Annotated in this window: 23 protein-coding genes; 7 read left to right on the forward strand and 16 right to left on the reverse strand. The window is 61.5% G+C overall.

Annotation, left to right across the window (positions count from 1 at the left end; genetic code table 11):
- The first annotated feature begins 432 nt into the window (after positions 1-432).
- From AC54AF_RS13920 to AC54AF_RS13935, 4 genes are all read left to right on the forward strand, one after another.
- On the forward strand, positions 433-3,252 hold the full coding sequence (locus tag AC54AF_RS13920; protein WP_496636998.1) for a valine--tRNA ligase: 2,820 nt from the start codon (positions 433-435) through the stop codon (positions 3,250-3,252).
- A gap of 114 nt (positions 3,253-3,366) precedes the next feature.
- Positions 3,367-3,822 carry a DUF2147 domain-containing protein gene (locus tag AC54AF_RS13925; protein ID WP_496636999.1) on the forward strand — a complete coding sequence of 152 codons (456 nt, stop codon included), beginning with the start codon at positions 3,367-3,369 and terminating at the stop codon, positions 3,820-3,822.
- 277 nt (positions 3,823-4,099) lie between these two features.
- Positions 4,100-6,400, forward strand: coding sequence for a beta strand repeat-containing protein (locus AC54AF_RS13930; RefSeq protein ID WP_496637000.1), 2,301 nt, complete (start codon positions 4,100-4,102; stop codon positions 6,398-6,400).
- Between the two features lie 13 nt (positions 6,401-6,413).
- Complete coding sequence (locus tag AC54AF_RS13935; protein WP_496637001.1) at positions 6,414-7,553, forward strand: OmpA family protein; 1,140 nt, start codon at positions 6,414-6,416, stop codon at positions 7,551-7,553.
- Positions 7,554-7,592: 39 nt separating this feature from the next.
- Here AC54AF_RS13935 and AC54AF_RS13940 read toward each other — a convergent pair whose 3' ends face one another.
- The 11 genes from AC54AF_RS13940 to tyrS form a co-directional block, all read right to left on the reverse strand.
- Entirely contained in the window at positions 7,593-8,069 is a 477-nt protein-coding gene (locus AC54AF_RS13940) for a YaiI/YqxD family protein (protein ID WP_496637016.1), read from the reverse strand.
- A gap of 35 nt (positions 8,070-8,104) precedes the next feature.
- Positions 8,105-9,160 carry a Holliday junction branch migration DNA helicase RuvB gene (gene ruvB, locus AC54AF_RS13945; RefSeq protein WP_496637002.1) on the reverse strand — a complete coding sequence of 352 codons (1,056 nt, stop codon included), beginning with the start codon at positions 9,158-9,160 and terminating at the stop codon, positions 8,105-8,107.
- A gap of 6 nt (positions 9,161-9,166) precedes the next feature.
- Positions 9,167-9,745: a Holliday junction branch migration protein RuvA gene (gene ruvA, locus AC54AF_RS13950; protein WP_034784779.1), complete on the reverse strand. Its 579-nt coding sequence runs from the start codon at positions 9,743-9,745 to the stop codon at positions 9,167-9,169.
- Between the two features lie 47 nt (positions 9,746-9,792).
- On the reverse strand, positions 9,793-10,332 hold the full coding sequence (ruvC, locus tag AC54AF_RS13955) for a crossover junction endodeoxyribonuclease RuvC (protein WP_496637003.1): 540 nt from the start codon (positions 10,330-10,332) through the stop codon (positions 9,793-9,795).
- A 195-nt stretch (positions 10,333-10,527) separates the two neighbouring features.
- Positions 10,528-12,114, reverse strand: a complete 1,587-nt coding sequence (purH, locus tag AC54AF_RS13960) for a bifunctional phosphoribosylaminoimidazolecarboxamide formyltransferase/IMP cyclohydrolase (protein ID WP_496637004.1) — start codon at positions 12,112-12,114, stop codon at positions 10,528-10,530.
- A gap of 96 nt (positions 12,115-12,210) precedes the next feature.
- On the reverse strand, positions 12,211-12,444 hold the full coding sequence (locus AC54AF_RS13965) for a helix-turn-helix domain-containing protein (protein WP_008445162.1): 234 nt from the start codon (positions 12,442-12,444) through the stop codon (positions 12,211-12,213).
- Positions 12,445-12,612: 168 nt separating this feature from the next.
- Complete coding sequence (dusB, locus tag AC54AF_RS13970; protein ID WP_496637005.1) at positions 12,613-13,665, reverse strand: tRNA dihydrouridine synthase DusB; 1,053 nt, start codon at positions 13,663-13,665, stop codon at positions 12,613-12,615.
- Between the two features lie 162 nt (positions 13,666-13,827).
- Positions 13,828-14,472 carry a histidine phosphatase family protein gene (locus AC54AF_RS13975; protein ID WP_496637006.1) on the reverse strand — a complete coding sequence of 215 codons (645 nt, stop codon included), beginning with the start codon at positions 14,470-14,472 and terminating at the stop codon, positions 13,828-13,830.
- A gap of 3 nt (positions 14,473-14,475) precedes the next feature.
- Positions 14,476-15,120, reverse strand: a complete 645-nt coding sequence (locus AC54AF_RS13980; RefSeq protein ID WP_496637007.1) for a YbhB/YbcL family Raf kinase inhibitor-like protein — start codon at positions 15,118-15,120, stop codon at positions 14,476-14,478.
- A gap of 19 nt (positions 15,121-15,139) precedes the next feature.
- Positions 15,140-15,589 (reverse strand): D-aminoacyl-tRNA deacylase, encoded by a 450-nt coding sequence (gene dtd / locus AC54AF_RS13985; RefSeq protein WP_496637008.1) that lies wholly within the window; start codon positions 15,587-15,589, stop codon positions 15,140-15,142.
- Positions 15,586-16,851, reverse strand: a complete 1,266-nt coding sequence (gene tyrS / locus AC54AF_RS13990; RefSeq protein ID WP_496637009.1) for a tyrosine--tRNA ligase — start codon at positions 16,849-16,851, stop codon at positions 15,586-15,588. Before tyrS ends, dtd begins: the two co-directional genes overlap by 4 nt.
- 154 nt (positions 16,852-17,005) lie before the next feature.
- Here tyrS and AC54AF_RS13995 point away from each other — a divergent pair, with 154 nt between their 5' ends.
- Together AC54AF_RS13995 and AC54AF_RS14000 are read left to right on the forward strand one after the other, a co-directional pair.
- Positions 17,006-18,373, forward strand: coding sequence for a peptidoglycan DD-metalloendopeptidase family protein (locus AC54AF_RS13995; protein WP_131688297.1), 1,368 nt, complete (start codon positions 17,006-17,008; stop codon positions 18,371-18,373).
- Positions 18,374-18,511: 138 nt separating this feature from the next.
- Positions 18,512-19,603 carry an anhydro-N-acetylmuramic acid kinase gene (locus AC54AF_RS14000; protein WP_496637010.1) on the forward strand — a complete coding sequence of 364 codons (1,092 nt, stop codon included), beginning with the start codon at positions 18,512-18,514 and terminating at the stop codon, positions 19,601-19,603.
- A 65-nt stretch (positions 19,604-19,668) separates the two neighbouring features.
- On the opposite strand, the gene erpA is transcribed toward AC54AF_RS14000, so the two are convergent.
- The 5 genes from erpA to rplM form a co-directional block, all read right to left on the reverse strand.
- The gene (gene erpA, locus AC54AF_RS14005; protein ID WP_029496047.1) at positions 19,669-20,031 is read right to left on the reverse strand and encodes an iron-sulfur cluster insertion protein ErpA; all 363 of its coding nucleotides are present in this window, start codon (positions 20,029-20,031) and stop codon (positions 19,669-19,671) included.
- 98 nt (positions 20,032-20,129) lie between these two features.
- Positions 20,130-20,519 (reverse strand): bactofilin family protein, encoded by a 390-nt coding sequence (locus AC54AF_RS14010; RefSeq protein WP_071079490.1) that lies wholly within the window; start codon positions 20,517-20,519, stop codon positions 20,130-20,132.
- A gap of 90 nt (positions 20,520-20,609) precedes the next feature.
- Positions 20,610-21,647 (reverse strand): N-acetyl-gamma-glutamyl-phosphate reductase, encoded by a 1,038-nt coding sequence (gene argC / locus AC54AF_RS14015; protein ID WP_496637011.1) that lies wholly within the window; start codon positions 21,645-21,647, stop codon positions 20,610-20,612.
- A 170-nt stretch (positions 21,648-21,817) separates the two neighbouring features.
- The gene (gene rpsI / locus AC54AF_RS14020; RefSeq protein ID WP_010393285.1) at positions 21,818-22,210 is read right to left on the reverse strand and encodes a 30S ribosomal protein S9; all 393 of its coding nucleotides are present in this window, start codon (positions 22,208-22,210) and stop codon (positions 21,818-21,820) included.
- A gap of 9 nt (positions 22,211-22,219) precedes the next feature.
- Complete coding sequence (gene rplM / locus AC54AF_RS14025) at positions 22,220-22,648, reverse strand: 50S ribosomal protein L13 (RefSeq protein ID WP_010393282.1); 429 nt, start codon at positions 22,646-22,648, stop codon at positions 22,220-22,222.
- A gap of 225 nt (positions 22,649-22,873) precedes the next feature.
- On the opposite strand from rplM, the gene AC54AF_RS14030 reads away from it, so the two are divergent.
- Entirely contained in the window at positions 22,874-23,296 is a 423-nt protein-coding gene (locus tag AC54AF_RS14030) for an OsmC family protein (RefSeq protein ID WP_496637012.1), read from the forward strand.
- Positions 23,297-23,435 lie beyond the last annotated feature (139 nt).

The following is a 23,435-nucleotide window of genomic DNA, read 5'->3' on the forward strand; positions in this document are numbered from 1 at the left end:
TTACGTGCCGTATCGAAAGACGACGGGCCAGATAACGACATTCCTGGCTAAGCTGTGGCGGCGCGGCCGGCAAAGACGATGGCGCGCGCTATTCCGCCGTGAATGGTGCACCGCTGGCGGTGCGCGTGGCTCAGGCGCCCGGCCCGAAGGGGACGCGCTGAAGGTGGCTGGCATCGCAGATGCGCTGGCCTTGAGACGCGGACGGGTGTTGGATATGAAACTTTGATGCCACCGCGTCTGCTGGCGCCGTCCGCAAGGATGAGGCAGGAGGCGCCGAGGCCGGCATTATAGCATCGGCAGCGCGCCTATCCCCGTTTGATTGCGGGAAAACGGTCCGCAAAGCCGCCAAAACACTGAAAAAGACCTGTTGCCACGCTGCAGGCGATGCCGTGTCATCTATAATGGTTCCTTTTGCCAATCACACGCCAAATCATGGAATTAGCCAAGTCTTTCGAGCCCGCCGACATTGAACAATTCTGGCGCACCGAGTGGGAACAGCGCGGTTACTTCGCCGCCACCCTCGATGCCGGAAAACCTTCCTTCAGCATCCAGTTGCCGCCGCCGAACGTCACCGGCACCCTGCACATGGGCCATGCGTTCAACCAGACCATCATGGATGGCCTGACCCGCTACCACCGCATGCTGGGCCATAACACGGCCTGGATACCCGGCACCGACCACGCGGGCATCGCCACGCAAATCGTCGTGCAACGCCAGCTGGACGCGCAAAAGATTTCGCGGCATGACCTGGGCCGCGAAAAATTCGTGGAAAAAGTGTGGGAATGGAAAGAAAAATCCGGCTCCATCATCACCGGTCAGATGCGCCGCCTGGGCGCCTCGGCCGACTGGCAGCGCGAATACTTCACGATGGATGAACCGCGCTCGAAAGTCGTCACCGACGTCTTCGTGCGCCTGTTCGAGCAAGGCCTGATCTACCGCGGCAAGCGCCTCGTCAACTGGGACCCCGTGCTGGGCACGGCTGTGTCCGACCTGGAAGTGGTGTCCGAGGAAGAAGACGGCTCCATGTGGTACATCAAGTACCCGCTGGCCGACGGCAGCGGTTTCCTGACGGTGGCCACCACGCGTCCTGAAACCATGCTGGGCGACGTGGCCGTGGCCGTCGATCCGACGGACGAGCGCTACACGGCGCTGGTGGGCAAGATGCTGAAACTGCCGTTGACCGACCGCGAAATCCCCATCATCGCCGACGAATACGTCGACAAGGAGTTCGGCACCGGCTGCGTCAAGATTACCCCGGCGCACGACATGAACGATTACGCCGTGGGCCAGCGCCACAAACTGGCGCAGATCGTCATCCTGACGCTGGACGCGAAGATCACCGACGACGCGCCCGAGGCCTACCGCGGCATGGACCGCTTCGCCGCGCGCAAGCAGATCGTCGCCGACCTGGACGCGCAAGGCTTGCTGGAACAGGTCAAGCCGCACAAGCTGATGGTGCCGCGCGGCGACCGCACGGGCGTCGTCATCGAGCCGATGCTGACGGACCAGTGGTTCGTCGCCATGAGCAAGCCGGCCCCGGAAGGCACGTTCTTCCCGGGCAAATCGATCGCGGAAACGGCGCTGGACAAGGTCGCCAATGGCGAAATCAAGTTCGTGCCGGAAAACTGGAGCACCACCTACAACCAGTGGCTCAACAACATCCAGGACTGGTGTATCTCGCGCCAGCTGTGGTGGGGCCATCAAATCCCGGCCTGGTACGACGACAAGGGCAATATCTTCGTTGCCAAGACCGAAGGCGAGGCACAAGCCAAGGCGCAGGCTGCCGGCAGCACGGGCCCCTTGAAACGCGACGACGACGTGCTCGACACGTGGTTCTCGTCGGCGCTCGTGCCGTTCTCGACCATGGGTTGGCCGGAAGAAACGCCAGACATGAAGGCCTTCCTGCCATCGTCCGTGCTGGTGACGGGTTTCGACATCATCTTCTTCTGGGTCGCGCGCATGGTCATGATGACGGCGCACTTCACGGGCAAGGTGCCGTTTGAAACCGTCTACGTGCACGGCCTGGTGCGCGATTCGACGGGGCAGAAGATGTCCAAGTCGAAGGGCAACACCCTGGACCCGATCGACCTGATCGACGGCATCGACCTGGAAGGCTTGATCGTCAAGCGCACCACGGGCCTGATGAACCCGCGCGATGCGGAAAAGATCACCAAGGCGACGCGCAAGGAATTCCCGGAAGGCATTTCGGCCTACGGCACGGACGCCGTGCGCTTCACCATGGCCAGCTATGCCTCGCTGGGCCGCAACATCAATTTCGACCTGGGCCGCTGCGAAGGCTACCGCAACTTCTGCAACAAGATGTGGAACGCCACCCGTTTCGTCATGATGAATACGGAAGGCAAGGATTGCACAGCCAATGACGCCGACCTGTCGCAAGCGGATAAATGGATCATCTCGCTGCTGCAAAAGGCGGAGCTGGACGTGGCCAAGGGCTTTGAAGACTTCCGTTTCGACAATATCGCCGCCACCATCTACAAGTTCGTCTGGGACGAGTATTGCGACTGGTACCTGGAAGTGGCCAAGGTGCAAGTACAGCAGGGCACGGAAGGCCAGCAGCGCGCCACCCGCCACACCCTGCTGCGCGTGCTGGAAGTGGTGCTGCGCCTGGCCCATCCGATCATCCCGTTTGTCACGGAAGCGCTGTGGCAGAGCGTTGCGCCGCTGGCCGGCAAGCTGCCGAAGGCCGAAGGCGAGCCCAAAGACGTGTCGATCATGATGCAGCCGTATCCGATCGCCAACACCGACAAGATCGATGAATCGGCCGAAGCGTGGATGCAGCACCTGAAAGCCTTGACGGACGCGACGCGCAACCTGCGCGGCGAAATGCAGATCTCGCCTTCCGTGCGCGTGCCGCTGATCGTCGAAGCGGGCAATGCGACGGAAAAGGCCGCGCTGGCCTCGTACGCGCCCTACATCCAGTCGCTGGGCAAGCTGGCCGACGTGCAGATCGTCGATACGCTGCCGGACTCGCCAGCGGCCGTCGCCATCGTCGGCACCACCAAGCTGATGCTGAAAGTGGAAATCGACGTGGCGGCCGAACGCGAGCGCCTGGGCAAGGAAATTGCTCGCATCGAAGCGGAAATTGCCAAAGTGAATGGCAAATTAGGCAATGAAAGCTTCGTCGCGCGCGCCCCGGCCGCCATCGTTGCGCAAGAAAACGAGCGTTTGCTCAGTTTTTCGGCCACAATTGAAAAATTGCGCGAACAGTTTGCTAAACTAGCCAGCGCATAAGGCAAGTTTGGAAAGATTGCGCGGCGTCACCCGTGACGCCGCGCAGGATGGCTGGTCTTGCCTTGGTATATACACTGTTCGTGACCCGATCAAGAAAACCAATGGAGACTAGCAATGCATAAACTATTCAAAGCAAGCGTACTGGTGGCCGCCCTGGCCATCACCGGCAGCGCCACCGCGCGCGACGGCAACTACACCCCCGTCGGCACATGGAAAACCATCGATGACGCCACCGGCAAGCCCAAAGCCATCGTGCGTATTACGGAAAACAACGGCGTTTTGCAAGGCAAGATCGAAAAGCTGTTGCGCGGACCGGATGAAGACCAGAATCCAAAATGTGACAAATGCAAAGATGCCAACAAGGACCAGCCCATCATCGGCCTCGTCATGCTGACGGGCCTGAAACAGGACGGCAATGAATGGAGCGGCGGTCAAATTCTCGACCCGGCCGACGGCAAGGTCTACAAGACCAAGGCGGAATTGATCGATGGCGGCACCAAGCTGAAATTGCGTGCCTATGTGGGCATTCCCATGATCGGACGCACGCAAACCTGGCTGCGCGAAGACTAAGCAGCGCACGCCCTGTTCGAATGAAGCCGGCGTTGCGCCGGCTTTTTTGTGTCTGTTTTCCGCACTCGGCCGTTGTTTTTCAGGCCGAATCGCTCCCTTTTGCGGCCGTTCGCAGCCAAAGACAAGCTAAGCGCGCCAGCGCACATACCTCCAGTTTCCAAAATGAAATAGTGCATGCCTGTGACGCCATCGCCCTGTAGCGAAGGGCGGCATGGCTCTGCAGGATGACCTCATCCGCGGATGCCCGGCAGTGACTGCCATGCTCAAAGGAACGCAAATGAACCTCTTCAAACGATATCTGAACCCGCTGCTCGTCTCGGCAGGTTTGCTGGCCATGGCCGCCCTGGCCGGCTGCGGCGGCGGCGACCAGGGACGCGATCCCATCCTCGGCTTGCCGGCTGCCACCTTGTCCAGCCTGGCAGTCACGCCAGCCACGGCCACGGTCGCCATCGGCGCGGGCCAGCAATTCACGGCCATCGCCACATATAGCGACGGCTCCGCGCAGGACGTCAGCGCCAAGGCGGCCTGGACGTCGGGCACGCCTGCGGCAGCCAGCGTCAATGCCAGCAGCGGCATCGCCGCCGGCGTGAGCGCCGGCAGCAGCAGCATCAGCGCCACGTTTGGCGGCAAGAGCGCGGCGGCCCAGTTGACCGTTTCCCCGGCCACCTTGACGGCCATCGCTCTCACGCCGCTCGCGCCATCGATCGCCATCGGCGGCACGCAGCAATTCGCGGTGACCGGCAGCTTCAGCGACGGCGCCACGCGCGACATCACGGCCGTGTCGGCCTTTGCCTCTGCCAATCCCGCCACGGCCAGCATCACTGCTGGCGGTCTGGCGCTCGGCAAAGTCGCCGGCACCACGCAGATCACGGCCACCGCGGGCGCGCTCAGCGCCAGCACCGTGCTGACCGTCACGCCCGCTGTGCTGCTGTCGATCGCCGTCACGCCGCAAAACCCCACCGTGCAGATCGCCGCGACGCGCCAGTTGGCCGTCCTTGCCACCTATTCGGATGGCACGACCGCTGACGTGACCGCCAGCAGCGCCTTCCTTGCCGCCACCCCGGCTTCGGCCAGCGTCGCCAGCAATGGCCTGGTCACCGGCGTTGCCTTTGGCACCAGCGTCATGACCGCCAATTTCGGCGGCAAGAGCGCCAGCACCACCGTCAACGTGCCTGCCGCCACCATCGTCAGCATCGCCGTCACGCCTGCCACCGCCAGCGTCGCCATAGGCGCCCAGCAGCAATTCATCGCCACCGCCACTTATTCGGATACTTCGACCGCCAACATCACCGCCAGCGCCCTGTGGACCAGTTCAGCGCCTGCCACGGCCACCGTGCTCAATACGGGCATAGCGACCGGCAATGCAGTCGGCATCGCCAACATCACGGCCACTTCAGGCGCCCTGTCGGGCAGCGCCGCCCTGACGGTGACGGCGGTGGTTGTGCCGCCCGTAGTGCTCGCGTCGATCGCCGTCACGCCGCAAAACCCGACGGTGCAGATCGCCGCGACACGCCAGTTGGCCGTCATTGCCACCTATTCGGATGGCTCGACCGTTGACGTGACCGCCAGCAGCGGCTTCCTTGCCGCCACCCCTGCTTCGGCCAGCGTCGCCAGCAATGGCCTGGTCACCGGCGTCGCCGCAGGCACCAGCCAGGTCACTGCCAGCTTCAACGGCATGAACGCCAGCACCACCGTCAACGTGCCTGCCGCCACCGTGGTCAGCATCGCCGTCACGCCAGCCACTGCCAGCGTCGCCGTCGGCGGCCAGCAACAATTCATCGCCACCGCAACGTATTCGGACACCTCGAACGCCATCATCACCGGCAGCGCCACCTGGAGCTCGGCTACGGCGACAACGGCAACCGTCCAGAATACGGGCGTCGCCACCGGCGTCGCCACCGGCACCAGCAACATCAGCGCCACGTTTGGCGGTCAAACAGGCAGCGCGCTGCTGACCGTCACCGCCATCCCCCCAGTCCTGAACCCGATCATTCTGGGCCGCGCGGCGCCGTTTGGCGTGCTGGCCGGCACCTCGATCACGAACAATTCGGGCGGCACCACCCTGATCACGGGCGACGTCGGTGCGCCTTCGCAAACGGTCGATCCGACCCAGGCGGCAGGCTTTACCAACTACAAGTCGGGCGCCATCCTGGCCGGCGCCATGACGGACCTGCAAGCGGCGATCACGGACGGCAATAGCCGCACTTGCGACGTCAGCTTTGCCGGCGGCATCGACCTCGGCGGCCAGACCTTCGGTCCTGGCGTGTATTGCTATGCGGGCGCCATCAGCATCACAGGGACGCTGACACTGAACGGTCCCGGCGTGTATATCTTCCGCACGGCATTGACGCTCGATTCGACCGTCAATTCGGTGGTTGCCCTGAACAATGGCGCCACGGCCGACAACGTCAGCTGGCTGCCCGTCGGCCCGACCACTCTGGCCGCGAACAGCGTCTTCAAGGGCAATATCCTGGGCCAGTCGGCCGCCATCACGGTGGGCGACAACACGACCTTGCTCAATGGCCGCGTGCTGACGGCCGCCGCCGTTACCCTGCGCAACAACCAGATCACCAAATAATCGGGACATGACCATGACTATCGCACACACACTGGGCGCCCTGAGCGTAATGGCTGGCGCCTTGCTGGCAGCGCAAGCGGCACAGGCGCAAGACAACACCTTCATCAACCCGGACTGGGCCAACAGCGCCTGGTACATCGGCGCGGGCGTGGGCCAGTCGCGCGCCACCATCGACGAGCCGCGCCTGCGCGCCAGCCTGGCCGCCAACGGCGAAACCGTCACCGGTTTTACCAAGGACCAGCGCGACACCGGCTATAAACTATTTGTCGGCCGGCAACTGAACCAGTATGTCGCCGTGGAAGCGGGCTACTTTGACCTGGGCAAGTTCGATTTCCAGTCAACTACCAGCGGCAACGGCGCGCTGAACGGGCAAGCGGCCTTTCGCGGCGTGAACCTGGACTTGCTGGGCCAGCTGCCGCTGTCGCAGCGGCTATCGTTGCTGGGACGTGTCGGCATGCACTACACCAAGACCAACACGGAATTCAGCGGCAACCGCCTGCTCGGTTCGACCAGTACCCATGCCAGCGAGCGCAAGCTCAATGCCAAGCTGGGCCTGGGCCTGGAATACAAGTTCAGCGAAGCGCTGGCCCTGCGCGGCGAAGTCGAGCGGTATCGCCTGAACGACGCTGTGGGCAACCGTGGCGATGCGGACCTGTATTCCGTCAGCCTCGTGTATAAACTGGGCCGCCCGGCCAGCGCCACGCCGGCCTACCAGCCGGCACCCGAAGTCGCCCCTGTCGTCGCCATGCCGGCACCGGTGATCGTGGCCGCACCGGCGCCGGTCCCCGTGGCGGAAAAAGTGTCGTTTGCTTCGGAGGCATTGTTTGATTTCGATCAATCGACGCTCAAGCCGCAAGGCAAGGCCGCACTGGACCAGCTACTCGGTCAGTTGACGGGCATGGATCTCGAAGTCATCGTCACGGTCGGCCATACGGATGCTGTCGGTTCCGACGCCTACAACCAGAAACTGTCGCAGCGCCGGGCCGAAGCCGTCAAGGCCTATCTGGTGGCGCAAGGCGTGGAAACGAGCCGCGTCTACACGGAAGGCAAGGGAGAAACGCAGCCCGTGGCCGACAACACGAGTGCCGCCGGGCGCGCCAAGAACCGCCGCGTGACGGTGGAAGTCGTGGGCACGCGAAAAGTCATGCGCTAAGTTTCATGCAGACGTAAAAAACCGGCAGCGCCGGTTTTTTTACGTCTGCCGCACCGCCACCGCCGGCTTGCGGTGGTGCTTGCTCAGATGCCGGTCCAGACTGTTGGCGAACTGTTGCCGGTCGGACTGGCTGAAGGCGGCCGGGCCGCCCGTGTCGACGCCGCCGCTGCGCAATTCTTCCATGAAGGCGCGCATCGTCAGTTGCTGCGCGATATTATCTTTCGTGTAAAACTCGCCGCGCGGATTGAGCGCAAAGCCGCCCTTGGTCAGCACGTCGGCGGCCAGCGGAATGTCGCCCGTGATGACGAGGTCGCCCGGGTTGAGCAGCCGGACGATTTCCTGGTCGGCCACGTCCGCGCCGGACGGCACTTGCACGGTGCGGATAAAACGCGAGGGCGGCACGCGCAAGCCCTGGTTGGCGACCAGGGTGAGCGGCAATTCCAGGCGGTCGGCCACGCGGTACAAAATTTCCTTGATGACGCCGGGACAGGCATCGGCGTCAATCCAGATCTGCATGCCGGGCGGCTGTCCGCCCTGGCTGCCGTCCGCCATCACGGTTCCCACGCTTCGCCGCCGGGGCCCATGCGCGGCGCGCTGACGCCGAAGTGCAGGTAGGCGGCCGGCGTGGCGACCCGCCCGCGCGGCGTGCGCTGCAGGAACCCTTGCTGTATCAGATACGGCTCCAGCACGTCTTCGATGGTATCGGCCGCTTCGCCGATGGCCGCCGCCAAATTCCCTATGCCGACGGGACCGCCGCCGAACTTGAACAGCACGGCTTCGAGCAGCTTGCGGTCCATCACGTCGAAACCGGCGGAGTCGACATCGAGCATGGCCAGCGCGCGGTCGGCCACCACCTTGGTGATCTCGCCATTGCTTTTGACTTCCGCGAAATCGCGCACGCGGCGCAACAGGCGGTTGGCGATGCGGGGCGTGCCGCGGGCGCGCTGGGCGATTTCAATCGCGCCTTCCGGATCGATGGGGGCCTTCAGCAAGGCCGCGCTGCGCGTGACGATCTTCGTCAACTCGCCCGTATTGTAAAACTCCAGGCGCGCGACGATGCCGAAACGGTCGCGCAGCGGGTTGGTCAGCATGCCGGCGCGCGTGGTGGCGCCGACCAGGGTAAACGGTTGCAGATCGAGCTTCACGGAACGGGCAGCCGGGCCTTCGCCGATCATGATATCGATCTGATAATCCTCAAGCGCCGGATACAGGATCTCTTCGACCACCGGCGACAGGCGGTGGATTTCATCGATGAACAGGACGTCGTTCGCTTCCAGGTTCGTCAAGATCGCCGCCAGGTCACCCGGGCGCTCGAGCACGGGGCCGGAGGTCTGGCGCAAATTGACGCCCATTTCGCGCGCGATGATGTGCGCCAGGGTCGTCTTGCCCAGGCCCGGCGGGCCGAACAGCAAGGTGTGGTCGAGCGCTTCCTTGCGCTGGCGCGCAGCCGTAATAAAAATTTCCAGCTGGTCGCGGATCTTTTCCTGCCCCACATACTCGTCGAGCTGCTTGGGGCGCAAGGCACGTTCGATCGCCTCTTCGTTGTGCGAGATGGGGGCCGCGTCGATGATGCGCTGTTCCGCGAAGCTGTCGGTCTGGATGCTCATGCCTTATCAGCCTTTCGACAGCGCTTTCAGCGCCAGTTTGATGCCGTCCGAGACGCCGCTGCCGGCCGGCACGTTCTTCACGGCGGCCAGCGCTTCCTTGTCCGAATAGCCGAGCGCGACCAGCGCATTCAAAATGTCCGATTGCGCATCCGGCGCCGCATGCGCGCCCAGCGGGCCAAGATCGGCACCGATCTTGCCCTTCAGTTCCAGCAGCAGGCGTTCCGCCGTTTTCTTGCCGATGCCGGGCACTTTCACCAGGCGGCCGGAATCCTGCAAGGTGATGGCCTGCGCCAGGTCGGCAATCGTCATGCCGGACAGGATCGACAAGGCCATGCGGGCGCCCACGCCCGTGATCTTGATCAACTGGCGGAACACGGCCCGCTCGGCCGCGTTGCCGAAGCCAAACAGCAAATGCGCATCTTCGCGGATGGCCTGGTGCGTGAACAGCACGACTTTTTCGCCCACGTGGGGCAAGTTGTAAAAAGTGCTCATCGGCACGTCGACTTCATAGCCGACGCCCTGGCAATCGACCAGCAATTGTGGCGGATTCTTTTCAAGCAAAATACCGGAGAGACGGCCTATCATCGCGTGTTCCTAATGTTGTGTATATATATGGGGGCCATATGGCGCACCTAGCCTACCAGACGGCCGCGCTTCATGCGCAAGCCCTGCAGCTGGGGCGCCAGCGCGCCGAGCATGGCCAGCGCATCGATGCTGTTGGCGTGGCAAATGGCCACGCCCAGGGCATCGGCCGCATCCGTGCCGGGCAAGCCGGGCAAGGACAGCAGCCGCGACACCATGTCCTGCACCTGCTCCTTGGCCGCCTTGCCGTGGCCCGTGACAGCCTGTTTCACTTGCAGCGCCGTGTACTCGGCCACCGTCAAGTCGGCATGGACGAGCGCGCAAATGGCCGCGCCGCGCGCCTGGCCCAGCAGCAAGGTCGATTGGGGGTTGACGTTGACAAACACTTTTTCGATGGCCGCGCAATCGGGCTGGTAAGTGCCGACGATTTCGCTCACGCCTTGCAGGATGATCTTCAGGCGCGGCGGCAATTCCCCTTCGGAGCTCGTCTTGACGGTCCCCGACGCGATATAGCGCAGCTTGTTGCCGTGTTTTTCAATGACCCCAAAGCCGGTCGTGCGCAGGCCAGGATCGATGCCAAGAATAATCATCGCCAGATTCTATAATGAATACGGCAGGCACCGGTGAATAACCGGTGCCTGCCGTTTAACCACCTTCAAAGAAGGTGGGATAAACCGTAGCGAGCGGCGATGCGGCGTGGCCGAGAAGCGCAACTGTGCTGTAGCACAGTGAGCATCGCAGGCCGCGCCGCGCCCCGCGCCGCGCCGTAGGTTTAGACCGCCTTCTTAATGACGGAAATGACGCGTGCCCGTGTAGAGCATGACGACGCCGCGCTCGTCCGCTGCATCGATCACTTCCTGGTCGCGCATGGAGCCGCCCGGGTGGATCACGCAGGTCGCGCCCGCGTCGACGACGACGTCGAGGCCGTCGCGGAACGGGAAGAAGGCGTCCGACGCCACGACGGAACCGGTCAGGCTCAGGCCGGCATTTTGCGCCTTGATCGAGGCGATGCGGGCCGAGTCGATGCGGCTCATCTGGCCAGCGCCCACGCCCAGGGTCATGTTATTGCCGCAGAAGACGATGGCGTTCGACTTGACGAATTTCGCCACTTTCCAGGCGAACATCAGGTCGGACAATTGCTGCGGCGTAGGCTGCAGCTTGCTGACCACGCGCAAGTCGCCGATGCCGACGTTTTTCGCATCCGGCGATTGCACCAGCAGACCGCCACCGACACGCTTGAAGTCCATGGCGTTGACGCCGGAACCGAGCGGGATTTCCAGCATGCGCACGTTTTGCTTGCTCGACAGAATCTGTTTCGCTTCGGCGGAGAACGACGGGGCGATCAGCACTTCGACGAACAGCTTGGCGATCTCGCCGGCGGTGGCGCCGTCCAGTTCGGTATTAAACGCGATGATGCCGCCAAAGGCCGAGGTCGGATCCGTCTGCAGGGCGCGCGCATACGCTTCCGCCGCATTCTTGCCCAGCGCCACGCCGCATGGGTTCGCGTGCTTGACGATGACGCAGGCAGCGCTTTGCTCGAAGCCGCCCAGGCTCTTCACGCATTCCCAGGCCGCATCGGCATCGGCGATGTTGTTGTACGACAATTCCTTGCCTTGCAGCTGGCGGTAGTTGGCCAGCGCGCCATCGATGGTGACCAGGTCGCGGTAGAACGCGGCGCTCTGGTGCGGGTTTTCACCGTAGCGCATGTCTTGCACTTTCTCGAAGGCAACGTTCAGGATTTGCGGATAGGCGCCGCGCTCGGCGTGCACCTTCGTCGGGCCCAGGCTGGTCAGGTAGTTGGTGATGGCGCCATCGTATTGCGCCGTATGCGCAAAGACTTTTTTCGCCAGCATGAACTTGGTGTCATAGCTGACATCGCCTGCCTTGCCATCGCCCGAGCGCATTTCCGCCAGCACGGCGTCGTAGTCGGTCGGATCGCAGATGACGACCACGTCCTTGTGGTTCTTGGCCGCCGAACGCAGCATGGTCGGGCCGCCGATATCGATGTTTTCGATCGCGTCTTCCAGCGTGCAATCTGCCTTGGCAACCGTACCCTGGAACGGGTACAGGTTGACCACCACCATGTCGATGGTCGGCATGTCGTGCTCGACCAGTTTCGCCATGTGCTCAGGGAAATCGCGGCGCGCCAGGATACCGCCATGCACTTTCGGGTGCAGGGTCTTCACACGGCCATCGAGCATCTCCGGGAAACCCGTGTAATCGGCAACTTCCGTGACAGGAACACCGTTGTCTGCCAGCAATTTGGCGGTGCCGCCGGTGGACAGGAGGTTGACGCCGAGGGCGGACAGGGCCCGGGCGAAGTCGAGAACGCCGGTCTTGTCGGAAACGGAGAGGAGAGCTTGTTTGATCATGGCTGTGGCTAGGTGGTTAAGTGTTCTTGGCGAATGGCGCAGGCCCGGTGCGGGGCTGCGGCGGATTCAAATCTTGGCGTCACTTGCATGCCGGCATTACAGTAAACCGTGCTCCTGCAATTTCTTGCGCAGGGTATTGCGGTTGATGCCCAGCATCTGCGCGGCGTGCGACTGGTTGCCATCGGCGCGTGTCATCACGACTTCCAGGATGGGCTTTTCCACGGTCAGCACGACCATGTCGTAGATATTCGATGCTTGCTGTTCGCCCAGGTCATTGAAGTAATCTTCTAGACTTTTCTGTACGACTTCCTGAATGCTTTCTTTGCTCATTTGTATGCTTCAACCGGCTGAACACCTGGCCATCCGGTGCCGCGCCGCTCATGCGGTCCGCGTGCTGCCGTCTTGCCTCGGTGTTGTAATTAATATTGCATGACGCTCTGTATAGGCGCTCGCCCTTGTACTGCTGGTAACTGATTTACCCTATGTATTGCTATCTGCTCATGCTGCCGTGGCCGTAGGTTTGATCACATCGATCAGGCCACTTTCACTCGATTCGGAGAGGCGGTATTGTAACCGTTCGCCAAATTTCCATTGCGACTCAAAAAATTGATCGACGGCCAGCAATTGCGCCTCCGTCGACTCCAGCAAGTTCATTTGCTGCCGGAACGCTTCGCCGCCTGCCAGATCCTTCACATACCAGCCGATGTGCTTGCGCGCCGTGCGCACGCCGAGAAATTCCCCGTAAAAAGCGTAATGGGCGCGCAAATGCTCGTCCATCAAGGTACGCACTTCATCCACGTAGGGCGCCGGCAGCAAGGTGCCGGTGCGCAAAAAATGGTCGATCTCGCGGCAAATCCACGGGCGGCCCTGCGCCGCGCGGCCGATCATGACGGCATCGGCGCCCGTTTGATCCAGCACAAAGCGGGCCTTTTCCGGGCTGGTAATGTCGCCATTGGCCACCACGGGGATGCCCACCGATGCTTTCACAGCTGCAATAGTTTCATATTCGGCATCGCCCTTGTAGCCATCGGCGCGCGTGCGGCCGTGCAAGGTCAGCATCTGGATGCCGGCTTGCTCGGCGATGCGGGCAATGGTCAGGGCATTCTTGTTTTCGCGGTTCCAGCCCGTGCGAAATTTCAGGGTGACAGGCACGTCGACGGCATTGACGACGGCGTGCAAAATCTTTTCGACCAGGCTTTCGTTTTGCAGCAAGGCCGAACCGCACCAGCTGTTGCACACCTTCTTCACGGGGCAACCCATGTTGATATCGATGATCTGCGCGCCCCGGTCCACGTTGAACTTGGCGCAGTCGGCCAGATCTTGCGGATCGGCACCGGCGATCTGCACGGCCTTCGGCTCCATTTCGCCGTCGTGGTCCGTGCGGCGCGCGCTTTTTTCCGTCGCCCACAGGCGCGGATTCGACGCCGCCATCTCCGACACGGCATAGCCTGCCCCCAGCTGCTTGCACAACTGGCGGAAAGGCCGATCCGTCACGCCCGCCATGGGAGCGACGAAAACGTTGTTGCGCAGAATGTGAGGGCCGATTTGCACTGAAGAACCTGGAATGGACGGAGGAACCTGCTATTTTAACCGATTCCCTGCCTAATTAATAAGCACTATTTTTTTTGCTTCAGTACGCCTGGGCAGGCGCCGCGCTTGTGCAGCACAGCAAAATGGGGAACCGGCGAGCCGCTCCGGCTGCTCGCCCGCCCCTTAACCCAATTCGTCCATCGCGGGCGCGCTCAGATGTTCGACATTTCCCCAGTGCACTAAATGCAGCTTGCCGTCGGCATACGAAAAACGGTTGACGCTGGCATTTTTGACCTGGAAGTCACGCGGACTGTCGAGCGTCATGCCGACCGCCTCGCGGTAGGCGCACTCAAGCACGCCGCCGTGCGCCACGATGGCAATCGTCTGGCCGTCATACTGTCCGGCCCAGCGGGCGATGGCGCCGTTCGCGCGCGCATAGAACTGGCGAAAACTTTCGGCCTGGCGCTCGCCCGACGGCATGACGGCATCGATCTGGCGCGATTGCCATTGCGCATATTCGTGCGGATAGCGCGCGGCAATATCCGCGTACAGCAAGCCTTCGAAAGCGCCATAGCAGCGCTCGCGCAGCAAGGGGTCGCTCTGCACGGGCAAGTCTTTCACGTCGGCCACGGCTTGCGCCGTCTGCTGCGCGCGCTGCAGATCGCTGGCGATGATGGCGGCCAGCGGTTCATCCGTCAGCGCCTGCCCCAGTGCCCCCGCTTGCGCCAGGCCCGCCTCGTTCAGGGCGATGTCGATATGGCCCTGCAGGCGGCGGCCCGCATTCCAGGCCGTTTCGCCATGGCGTATCAATAAAATCGTGGTGCTCATGCGTTATTTCTTCAGGGTAAGTGCCAACTCGGGATGGAGCGAGTAGGCGACGACGAGCTGGGCTTCGTCGAGGATGTGGCCGTACAGGGCCGCATGGGCTTGCTGGCCCGTGAAACGCTCGGGCAAGATCAATTGCGGCACGTCGAGCGCATACAGGCGGAAAATATAATGATGGATGCGCTCGTCATTCCACGGCGGACATGGGCCATCGTAGCCGTAGTAGTCGCCGGCCATGTCCGGGTCGGCGGCAAACCAGCCCGTGTAGTCATTGAGGCCCTGGCGCAATGGCAGCGCACCGCCGCTGGCGGCAGGTTTGCCGCGCGGCGTGATGCCGCTGGAAAACTCGCCAGCGGCAATCGCGCGCATGGCCAGGGGAATATCGAGCAAGCTCCAGTGATAGAAGTCGCCGCGCGGCGCCGTCAGCGGCAGGGCCTGGTCATCGCGGTTGGCCAGGCTGGCGTCTTGCGGGGCATCGGGGTCGATGCAGAACAGGGCCAGCGACTCGGTGCCGTTCGGCACCTCGTCCCAGGCCAGATGGGGGTTGCGGTTGCCGGCGAGGCGCACGCGGCTGGCCGGATCGATTTCGGCAAAGGCATGGTCGGCCGGCATCAGGCCGCCATCACGAAACGTCTCGCTCCACAGTTTCATCGCTTGCTCCTCTTTATAGTTATTGTTTTGCACTCACTTGCAGCCAGAACGTGACGGGCCCGTCGTTCGTCAGCGACACCTGCATGTCGGCGCCGAACTGCCCCGTTTGCACGGTCGCATGGCGACTGCGCGCCTGCTCCACGAAATGCGTGAACAGGCGCAAGCCGTCCTGCGGCGCAGCGGCCGGCGTGAACGACGGGCGCGTGCCCGATTTGGTGTCTGCCGCCAGGGTGAACTGCGGCACCAGCAGCAAGCCGCCAGCCACGTCCGTCACGCTGCGGTTCATCTTGCCCGCCTCGTCGGCAAATACGCGATAGCCGAGCAATTTGGTCAGCAGGGCGTCCGCTTCCTTCTCCGTATCGCCCCGCTCGGCGCACACGAGCACCATCAGCCCGGCGTCGATGGCGCCGATGGTGGCGCCGGCAACGTCGACCTTGGCCTGCGTAACGCGCTGCAGCAGCGCGATCATGCCGTCAAGGTGACGCGCGCAAAGCTGCGCTTGCCAACTTGCAACACGAATTCGCCTGCGGCCACTTGCAGAGCCTTGTCGCTGATGACGGTGCCGTCGATGCGCACGCCGCCCTGGTCGATCTTGCGCATGGCTTCCGATGCGGACGGGCACAGGCCTGCCTGCTTGAGCAATTGCGGGATGCCCAGCGGCGCGCCAGCCAAGGTCACTGCCGGAATGTCGTCGGGAATGCCGCCCTTCGAGCGGTTGACGAAGTCGGCCAGCGCATCTTCGGCCGCCTGCTGCGAGTGGAAACGGGCGACGATTTCTTGTGCCAGCGCAACTTTGGCGTCGCGCGGATTGCGTCCGCCTTCCACTTCGCTCTTCAGCTGGGCCAGTTCGGCGATCGAGCGCCACGACAGCAGCTCGTAGTAGCGCCACATCATGACGTCGGAAATACTCATCAGCTTGGCGAACATGGTGTTGCCCGGTTCCGTGATGCCGATGTAGTTGTTCTTCGACTTGGACATTTTTTCCACGCCGTCCAAACCTTCCAGCAGAGGCATGGTCAAAATACACTGCTGCTCCTGTCCGTACTGCTTTTGCAGTTCGCGGCCCACCAGCAGATTGAATTTCTGGTCCGTGCCACCCAGTTCCAGATCCGATTTCAGGGCCACCGAGTCGTAGCCCTGCATCAGCGGGTACAGGAATTCATGCACGGAAATAGGAATGCCGCCCTGGAAGCGTTTGGTGAAGTCGTCGCGCTCGATCATGCGCGCCACCGTATAGTGAGAAGCGAGCTGGATGATGCCGCGCGCGCCCAGCGGATCGCACCACTCGGAGTTATAGCGGATTTCGGTCTTGCTGGCGTCCAACACTAAAGATGCTTGCGCGAAATACGTCATCGCGTTAATCTCGATCTGTTCACGGGTCAAAGGCGGGCGCGTGACGTTGCGGCCCGAAGGGTCGCCGATCATGGATGTGAAGTCGCCAATGAGGAAAATGACTTGATGGCCCAGGTTTTGCAGCTGGCGCATCTTGTTCAGCACGACAGTATGGCCCAGATGCAAGTCGGGTGCAGTCGGGTCCAGGCCCAGTTTGATGCGCAGTGGAACACCGGTTTTCTCGGAGCGTGCTAATTTTTGCGCAAATTCGCTTTCGATCAAGAGTTCGTCGACGCCACGCTTGGTAATCGCGAGGGCTTCTTGTACTCTGTCCGACAGTGGAAGCGCGGACTGAGCGGCGTTAGCCTTTGTAGGCGATGCGGTGGTGTTGATTTCCATAAAATTTGACTGTAGATCTCAAAATGGTAGTAGGTTTGCGGAGTTTGCTATAATGTTCGATCCCATCAATCTTGCCGTATGAAAACGAACCAAAATAACAATAACAAAGAGCACTAGTTCACGAATCGTTCAAGGGCAAATTTTAACTGATTGCATGAACCCTATACATAAAATCACAGGCTCACGCTTGTACACACAGCTGACGACGACACGCAAGGCGCGCATTATTGGCGCCTCCGCAGTGCTGCTCGCCGTGGCCGCCTTCGGCGCGGTCGCCGTGTCGCCCATGGCGCCCGACGCTTCCGACCTGCCGGTCACGTCCATCGCCCAGAACCTGGAAATGCCTGACCTCGCCTCGCAGATTGCCGCGATGGAACAGGTAGACCAGAATTTCACCCACGAAGAAAAAGTCCGCGCTGGCGATACCCTCGCCACCCTGCTGACCCGTCTCGGCGTGGATGATCCGGCGGCCGCCAATTTTATTAAAACCGACAAGATCGCGCGCGGCGTGATGTTGCTGAAATCGGGCAAGCGCGTGCAAGCGCAAACGACCGAAAACGGCGACCTCAACTGGATGCGCGCCACGCTCGTCGACGGCACGGACAAATCGGTCAAGAACATCCTGATCACCCGCAAGGGCGACAAGTTCGTGGCCACGGAAGTAGCAGCCCAGCTGGAACGCCGCGTTGAAATGCACGCGCGCAAGATTACTTCCACCCTGTTCGCCGCTACCGACTCCAGCCTGGACGGCACCCGCCTGCCAGACTCGATTTCCGCGCAAATCGTGGAAATGTTCTCCACCAATATCGACTTCCGCTCCGACCTGAAACGCGGCGACGCGTTCAATGTTGTCTACGAAACGTTCTGGCAAGATGGCGAATTCGTCCGAGCGGGCCGCATCCTGGCCGGTGAATTCACCAACCGCGGCACGACTTACCAGTCCGTTTGGTTCGAAGACCCAGCCAGCAAGCAAGGCGGCGGCTACTACAGTTTCGACGGCAAGTCCCTCAAAAAAGCCTTCCTGAAATCCCCCCTCGAATTCTCCCGCATCTCGTCCGGCTTCTCCATGCGCGTGCACCCGATTTCCGGCAACTGGAAAGCGCACAAGGGCATCGACTTCGCTGCAGCGACGGGCACCCCTATCCGCGCTTCGGGCGATGGCGTGGTCGATTCCGTCGGCATGCAAAACGGCTATGGCAATGTTGTTGTCCTGAAACACTGGGCCAACTACACCACCGCTTACGCGCACATGAGCCGCTTCGCTTCGGGCCTGAAAAAAGGTCAAAAAGTAAGCCAGGGCGATGTGATCGGCTATGTCGGTACCACTGGCTGGTCCACGGGCGCCCATTTGCACTATGAATTCCGCGTCGGCGGCGTAGCGAAAGACCCAAGCAAGCTGAACGTACAAGCCCAGGCGCCGCTGACGGCTGCCGAGCTGAGCCGCTTCCGCATGGTGTCGGCTGACATGATGCACCGCTTCACCCTGCTGCGTCCGAACGACACGGCACTGGCGTCGCGTTAAGCAACACTGCCTTCGGGCAATAGATAAAGGCACCGCCCATGCAGATGGCCGGTGCCTTTGTTTTGTCCCGCGTGCTTTTGCGTACGGCACAAATGCGGCACAATGCACTACTTCACTGACGCATTCAAGGAAAACCCCATGCTGTATATCGGTTTGATGTCGGGCACCAGCCTCGATGGCGTCGATGGCGCGCTGGTCGACTTTTCCGACGAGGGCACGCGCAGCCTGGGCGATGCGTACATTGCCTTTCCCGCCAGCCTGCGCGACGACCTGATGGCCCTGCAAAGTGCCGGCCAGAATGAAATCGAACGCGAAGCGCTGGCGGCAAATCAACTCGTGCGCCATTACGCCGATTGCGTCGCCCTGCTATTGAGCGACGCCGGCATCGGCCCGGACGCCATCGCCGCCATTGGCGCGCATGGCCAGACCATTCGCCACCGCCCTGAGCTGGGCTTCACGCGCCAGCTGAACAACCCGGCCCTGCTGGCCGAACTGACGGGCATCGACGTCATCGCCGACTTGCGCAGCCGCGACGTGGCGGCCGGCGGCCAGGGCGCGCCGCTGGTGCCCGCTTTTCACCAGGCCATCTTCAATGTGCCCGGCCACACGCGCGTGCTGGCCAATATCGGCGGCATCAGCAATATCAGCGTGCTGCATGCGGACGGCACGGTGACGGGCTACGACACGGGTCCAGGCAATGCATTGATGGATGGCTGGGTCTTGCAGCACCTGGGCCAGCCCTACGACGCCAACGGCGCCTGGGCCGCCACGGGCAAGGTCATCCCTGCCCTGCTGGCGGAATTGCTCAATGATCCGTATTTTGACTTGCCGGCGCCGAAAAGCACGGGCCGCGACCTGTTCCATGCGGGCTGGTTACAGGACAAGCTGACCTGCCATCCGCAGGCCCAGCCAGCCGACGTGCAGGCGACGTTGACGCAGCTGACGGCCGCCAGCCTGGCGCACGCCATCGCGCGCGACGGCGCGCAGGCGGAAAACGTGTATGTGTGTGGCGGCGGCGCGCAGAACGCCAGCCTGATGGCGGCCCTGGCCGCCGAATTGCCGGGCATGGCGGTGGCATCGACGGCAGCCCTGGGCGTGGCGCCCAGCCAGGTCGAGGCGCTGGCATTCGCCTGGCTGGCCTGGCGTTTTACACAGCGCAAGCCGGGTAACTTGCCGGCCGTGACGGGCGCGCAGGGCTTACGGGTACTGGGCGCGCTGTACCCGCGCTGAGCCGGCGCAGAAACACAAATAGCGGATCATCGATCCGCTATTTTCTTGCTTGCCCAGTTTAGTATCTAAACGGAGAAAGACGAACCGCAACCGCAGGTGGAAGTCGCGGTAGGATTTTTAATCACGAACTGCGCGCCTTCCAGGTCATCCTTGTAGTCGATTTCCGCGCCGACCAGATACTGGTAGCTCATGGAATCGATCAACAGCTGGACGCCGTTCTTGACCATGGTGGTGTCATCTTCGTTGACGATTTCGTCGAAGGTGAAGCCGTACTGGAAACCGGAACAACCACCACCCTGCACGAAAACGCGCAATTTCAGGTCGGGATTACCTTCTTCTTCGATCAACTGCGCGACTTTTTCGGCGGCGCTATCGGTAAAGATAATGGGTGAAGGGATCACATCTTGCATTTCAGCGACGGCATTCATATCAGACACTCCTACTAGAAAACATTAACTCATTATAGACTGTTGGCGCAAGTCGCGCTCATGGCGCCCTCGCTGTCAGCAGTCGCTGTTGTTCTGGATCACATTTCCGAGACGGCCAGGTGCAGCACGGGATCCGCACTGTCGTGCCGGCTGAGCTTTCCTTGCACCAATGCGCCGCTGTGCATTTCCAGCACCTTGTAATAGACCTCACCTACAATGCGGGCTTTTGGCTGGATTTCAAGCATTTCGGACACATACACGGGGCCATTGATCTCGCCGCTGACGACCAGACTCGAACAGCGCACTTCGCCATCGATGCGGCCCGCTTCACCCAGCACCACATGCGTGGGCTCGCCCGGCTCGCCCGTGACGTTGCCGCGCACATGGCCGTCGATGCGCAAGCCGCCGCAAAACAGCAAGTCGCCCTCGATCCGCGTGGAAGCGCCGATCAGGGTATCGATGGGGTTTTTCGCGTTGCGCTCGAACATGAACGTCATCCTGTCGGGGTACGTGGCAGTCCAATTTATCACAGGTCCGGCAAAAAGGCGCCGGCCCCGCGCAAGCACCCGCGCCGATCGTTACGGCAGCAGGGCGATGTGTTGCAAACCGGCCGTTTCTTTCAGGCCAAACATCAAGTTCATGCATTGCACGGCCTGGCCCGAGGCGCCCTTGACCAGATTGTCCTGCACCACCAGCACGATGACGGTATTGCCGCCTTCGGGACGGTGCAAGGCCAGGCGCAGCATGTTCGAGCCGCGCGTGGAACGCGTTTCCGGGTGCGAACCGAAGGGCATCACGTCGACGAAAGGCTCATCCTTGTATTGCTCTTCGAACAAGGCTTGCAATTCCTCATTGCTGACGTCCTTGTTCAGCTGCGAGTACAGGGTCGAGTGCATGCCACGGATCATCGGCACCAGGTGCGGCGTGAAGGTCAGCGCCACTTTCTCATCCGTGAAACGCTGCAGTTGCGCCGTCGTTTCCGGCAGGTGGCGGTGACCAGCCACGCCATAGGCCTTGAAGCTGTCGCTGCTTTCCGAGAACAGGATGCCGATTTCCGCCTTGCGGCCGGCGCCCGACACGCCCGACTTGCAGTCGGCGATCAAGCCGCCCGCGTTGACCAGGCCCGCCTTGAGCAGCGGGTAAAAGCCCAGCTGCATGGTGGTCGGGTAGCAACCTGGATTGGCGATCAGCTTGGCTTGCTTGATGTCTTCGCGGTTCAGTTCCGGCAAGCCGTACACGGCCTGCTCGATCAGCTCGGGCGCCGTGTGGGGAATCTTGTACCATTGCTCGAACTTGGCCTGGTCTTTCAGGCGGAAGTCGGCGGCCAGGTCGATGACTTTCACGCCGGCAGCCAGCAGCGCTGGTGCTTGCGCCATGGCAACACCATGCGGGGTGGCAAAGAAAACCACGTCGCACTGTTCCAGATTCGCCTTGTCCGGCGAGGAGAATGCCAGTTTTACATGGCCACGCAGGGAAGGATACATGTCAGCCACGGGCAAGCCATCTTCCTTGCGCGAGGTAATCGCCGTCAACTCAACATCTGGATGGGTGGCCAGCAAGCGCAGCAATTCCACGCCCGTGTATCCAGTGCCGCCGACGATGCCAACTTTGATCATGTTCTTTCCTTGTGTATAGATTGCATAAAGATGAGGGGAAACGCTCCCCCTGCGGGTTTTCCGCGTATTTTACAGCGCAACGGCGCATCCCGCTGAAATGCAAAAAAGCCGCGGGACCGAAGTCCAGCGGCTTTTCGACCAGCACCCCGGAAGGTGCTGTAGCGTAGAAATTAACGCTTCGAGAATTGCTTTGCGCGACGTGCTTTGCGCAGACCAACTTTTTTACGCTCGACTTCACGTGCATCGCGGGTCACGAAGCCGGCCTTCGCCAGTTCCGGTTTCAACGCTGCATCGTAGTCGATCAGAGCGCGGGTGATGCCGTGACGAACTGCACCAGCCTGGCCCGACTCACCGCCGCCATGGACGTTGACTTTGATGTCGAAACGCTCGACATTGCCGGTCAGTTCCAGTGGTTGACGGATGACCATCAGACCCGTTTCGCGCGAAAAGTATTCGTTTGCTGGTTTGCCGTTAACAACGATCAAGCCTGTGCCAACTTTGATAAAAACCCGAGCCACTGCACTTTTGCGACGGCCGGTTCCATAATTGTAATTACCGATCATGTCAGTTCCTTAGAGAACAAGTGCTTTAGGTTGCTGAGCAGCGTGCGGATGGGAACCTTCCGCGTACACTTTCAGCTTCTTGATCATTGCGTAGCCGAGTGGGCCTTTAGGCAGCATGCCCTTGACCGCTTTCTCAAGCGCGCGACCTGGAAAACGCTGTTGCATTTTCTGGAAGTTGGTTTCATAGATGCCGCCTGGATAGCCAGAGTGACGGTAGTAAATTTTCTCAGTAGCTTTGGTACCGGTCACACGCAGTTTGCCTGCGTTGATGACGACGATAAAGTCGCCGGTATCGACGTGAGGAGTAAATTCTGGTTTGTGTTTGCCGCGCAGTCGGAGTGCCACTTCGCTGGCAACACGTCCGAGGACTTTGTCCGTCGCGTCAACCACGAACCAATCGCGCTGGACTTCATGTCCTTTAGCGGAAAATGTTTTCATGTTGACTTCCTAATAGATTACACGCTCAAATGGTGGTTCCGCCGATGCTGCCGTGCGGACTCTGCCTTATTTACTTTTCCTGAGCGAACGGAAAGCCGACAAGTATAAGCGGCTTTGCCTTGCCGCGTCAAGCCGCAATGCAGGCCGGCTGCGGGCCGGCGGGCGGCACATGGATGGGCATTCCTCTATTACAATACAAAACGCTTACAATTTTCGGAGAGTACGATGGAATGCAAAGTCAGCTGGAATGGCCCGTCGGGCATGAGTTTTCGGGCAGAAACGGGTTCCGGCCACCTGGTGGCCATGGATGGCGCGCCCGATGGCGGCGGCCACAACCTGGCGCCACGCCCCATGGAAATGGTCTTGCTGGGCACGGGCGGCTGCACTGCCTATGACGTGGTGCTGATCCTGAAACGGGGACGCGAAGCCGTCAGTGGCTGCGAAGTGACCCTGAAGGCCGAGCGCGCCGAGACCGACCCGAAAGTGTTTACCAAGATCCACTTCCACTTCACCGTGCGCGGCAAGTCCCTGAAACCCACCGCCGTCGAACGGGCCGTGGCCCTGTCGCATGACAAATATTGCTCGGCGTCGATCATGCTGGCGAAAACCGCGGAGATCACCCATTCCTTCGAAATCATCGAGGAGTAGGTCGGGTAGGTCGGATTAGCGCGCCAGCGCGTAATCCGACAACACCATTGACGTCAACAATATTGTCGGATTACGGCCTGCGGCCTAATCCGACCTTGTATTATTCCTCTCATGCGGTTGGTGGTGTTGCGAACAACAT

The organism is Janthinobacterium sp. JF4 (assembly GCF_059617925.1).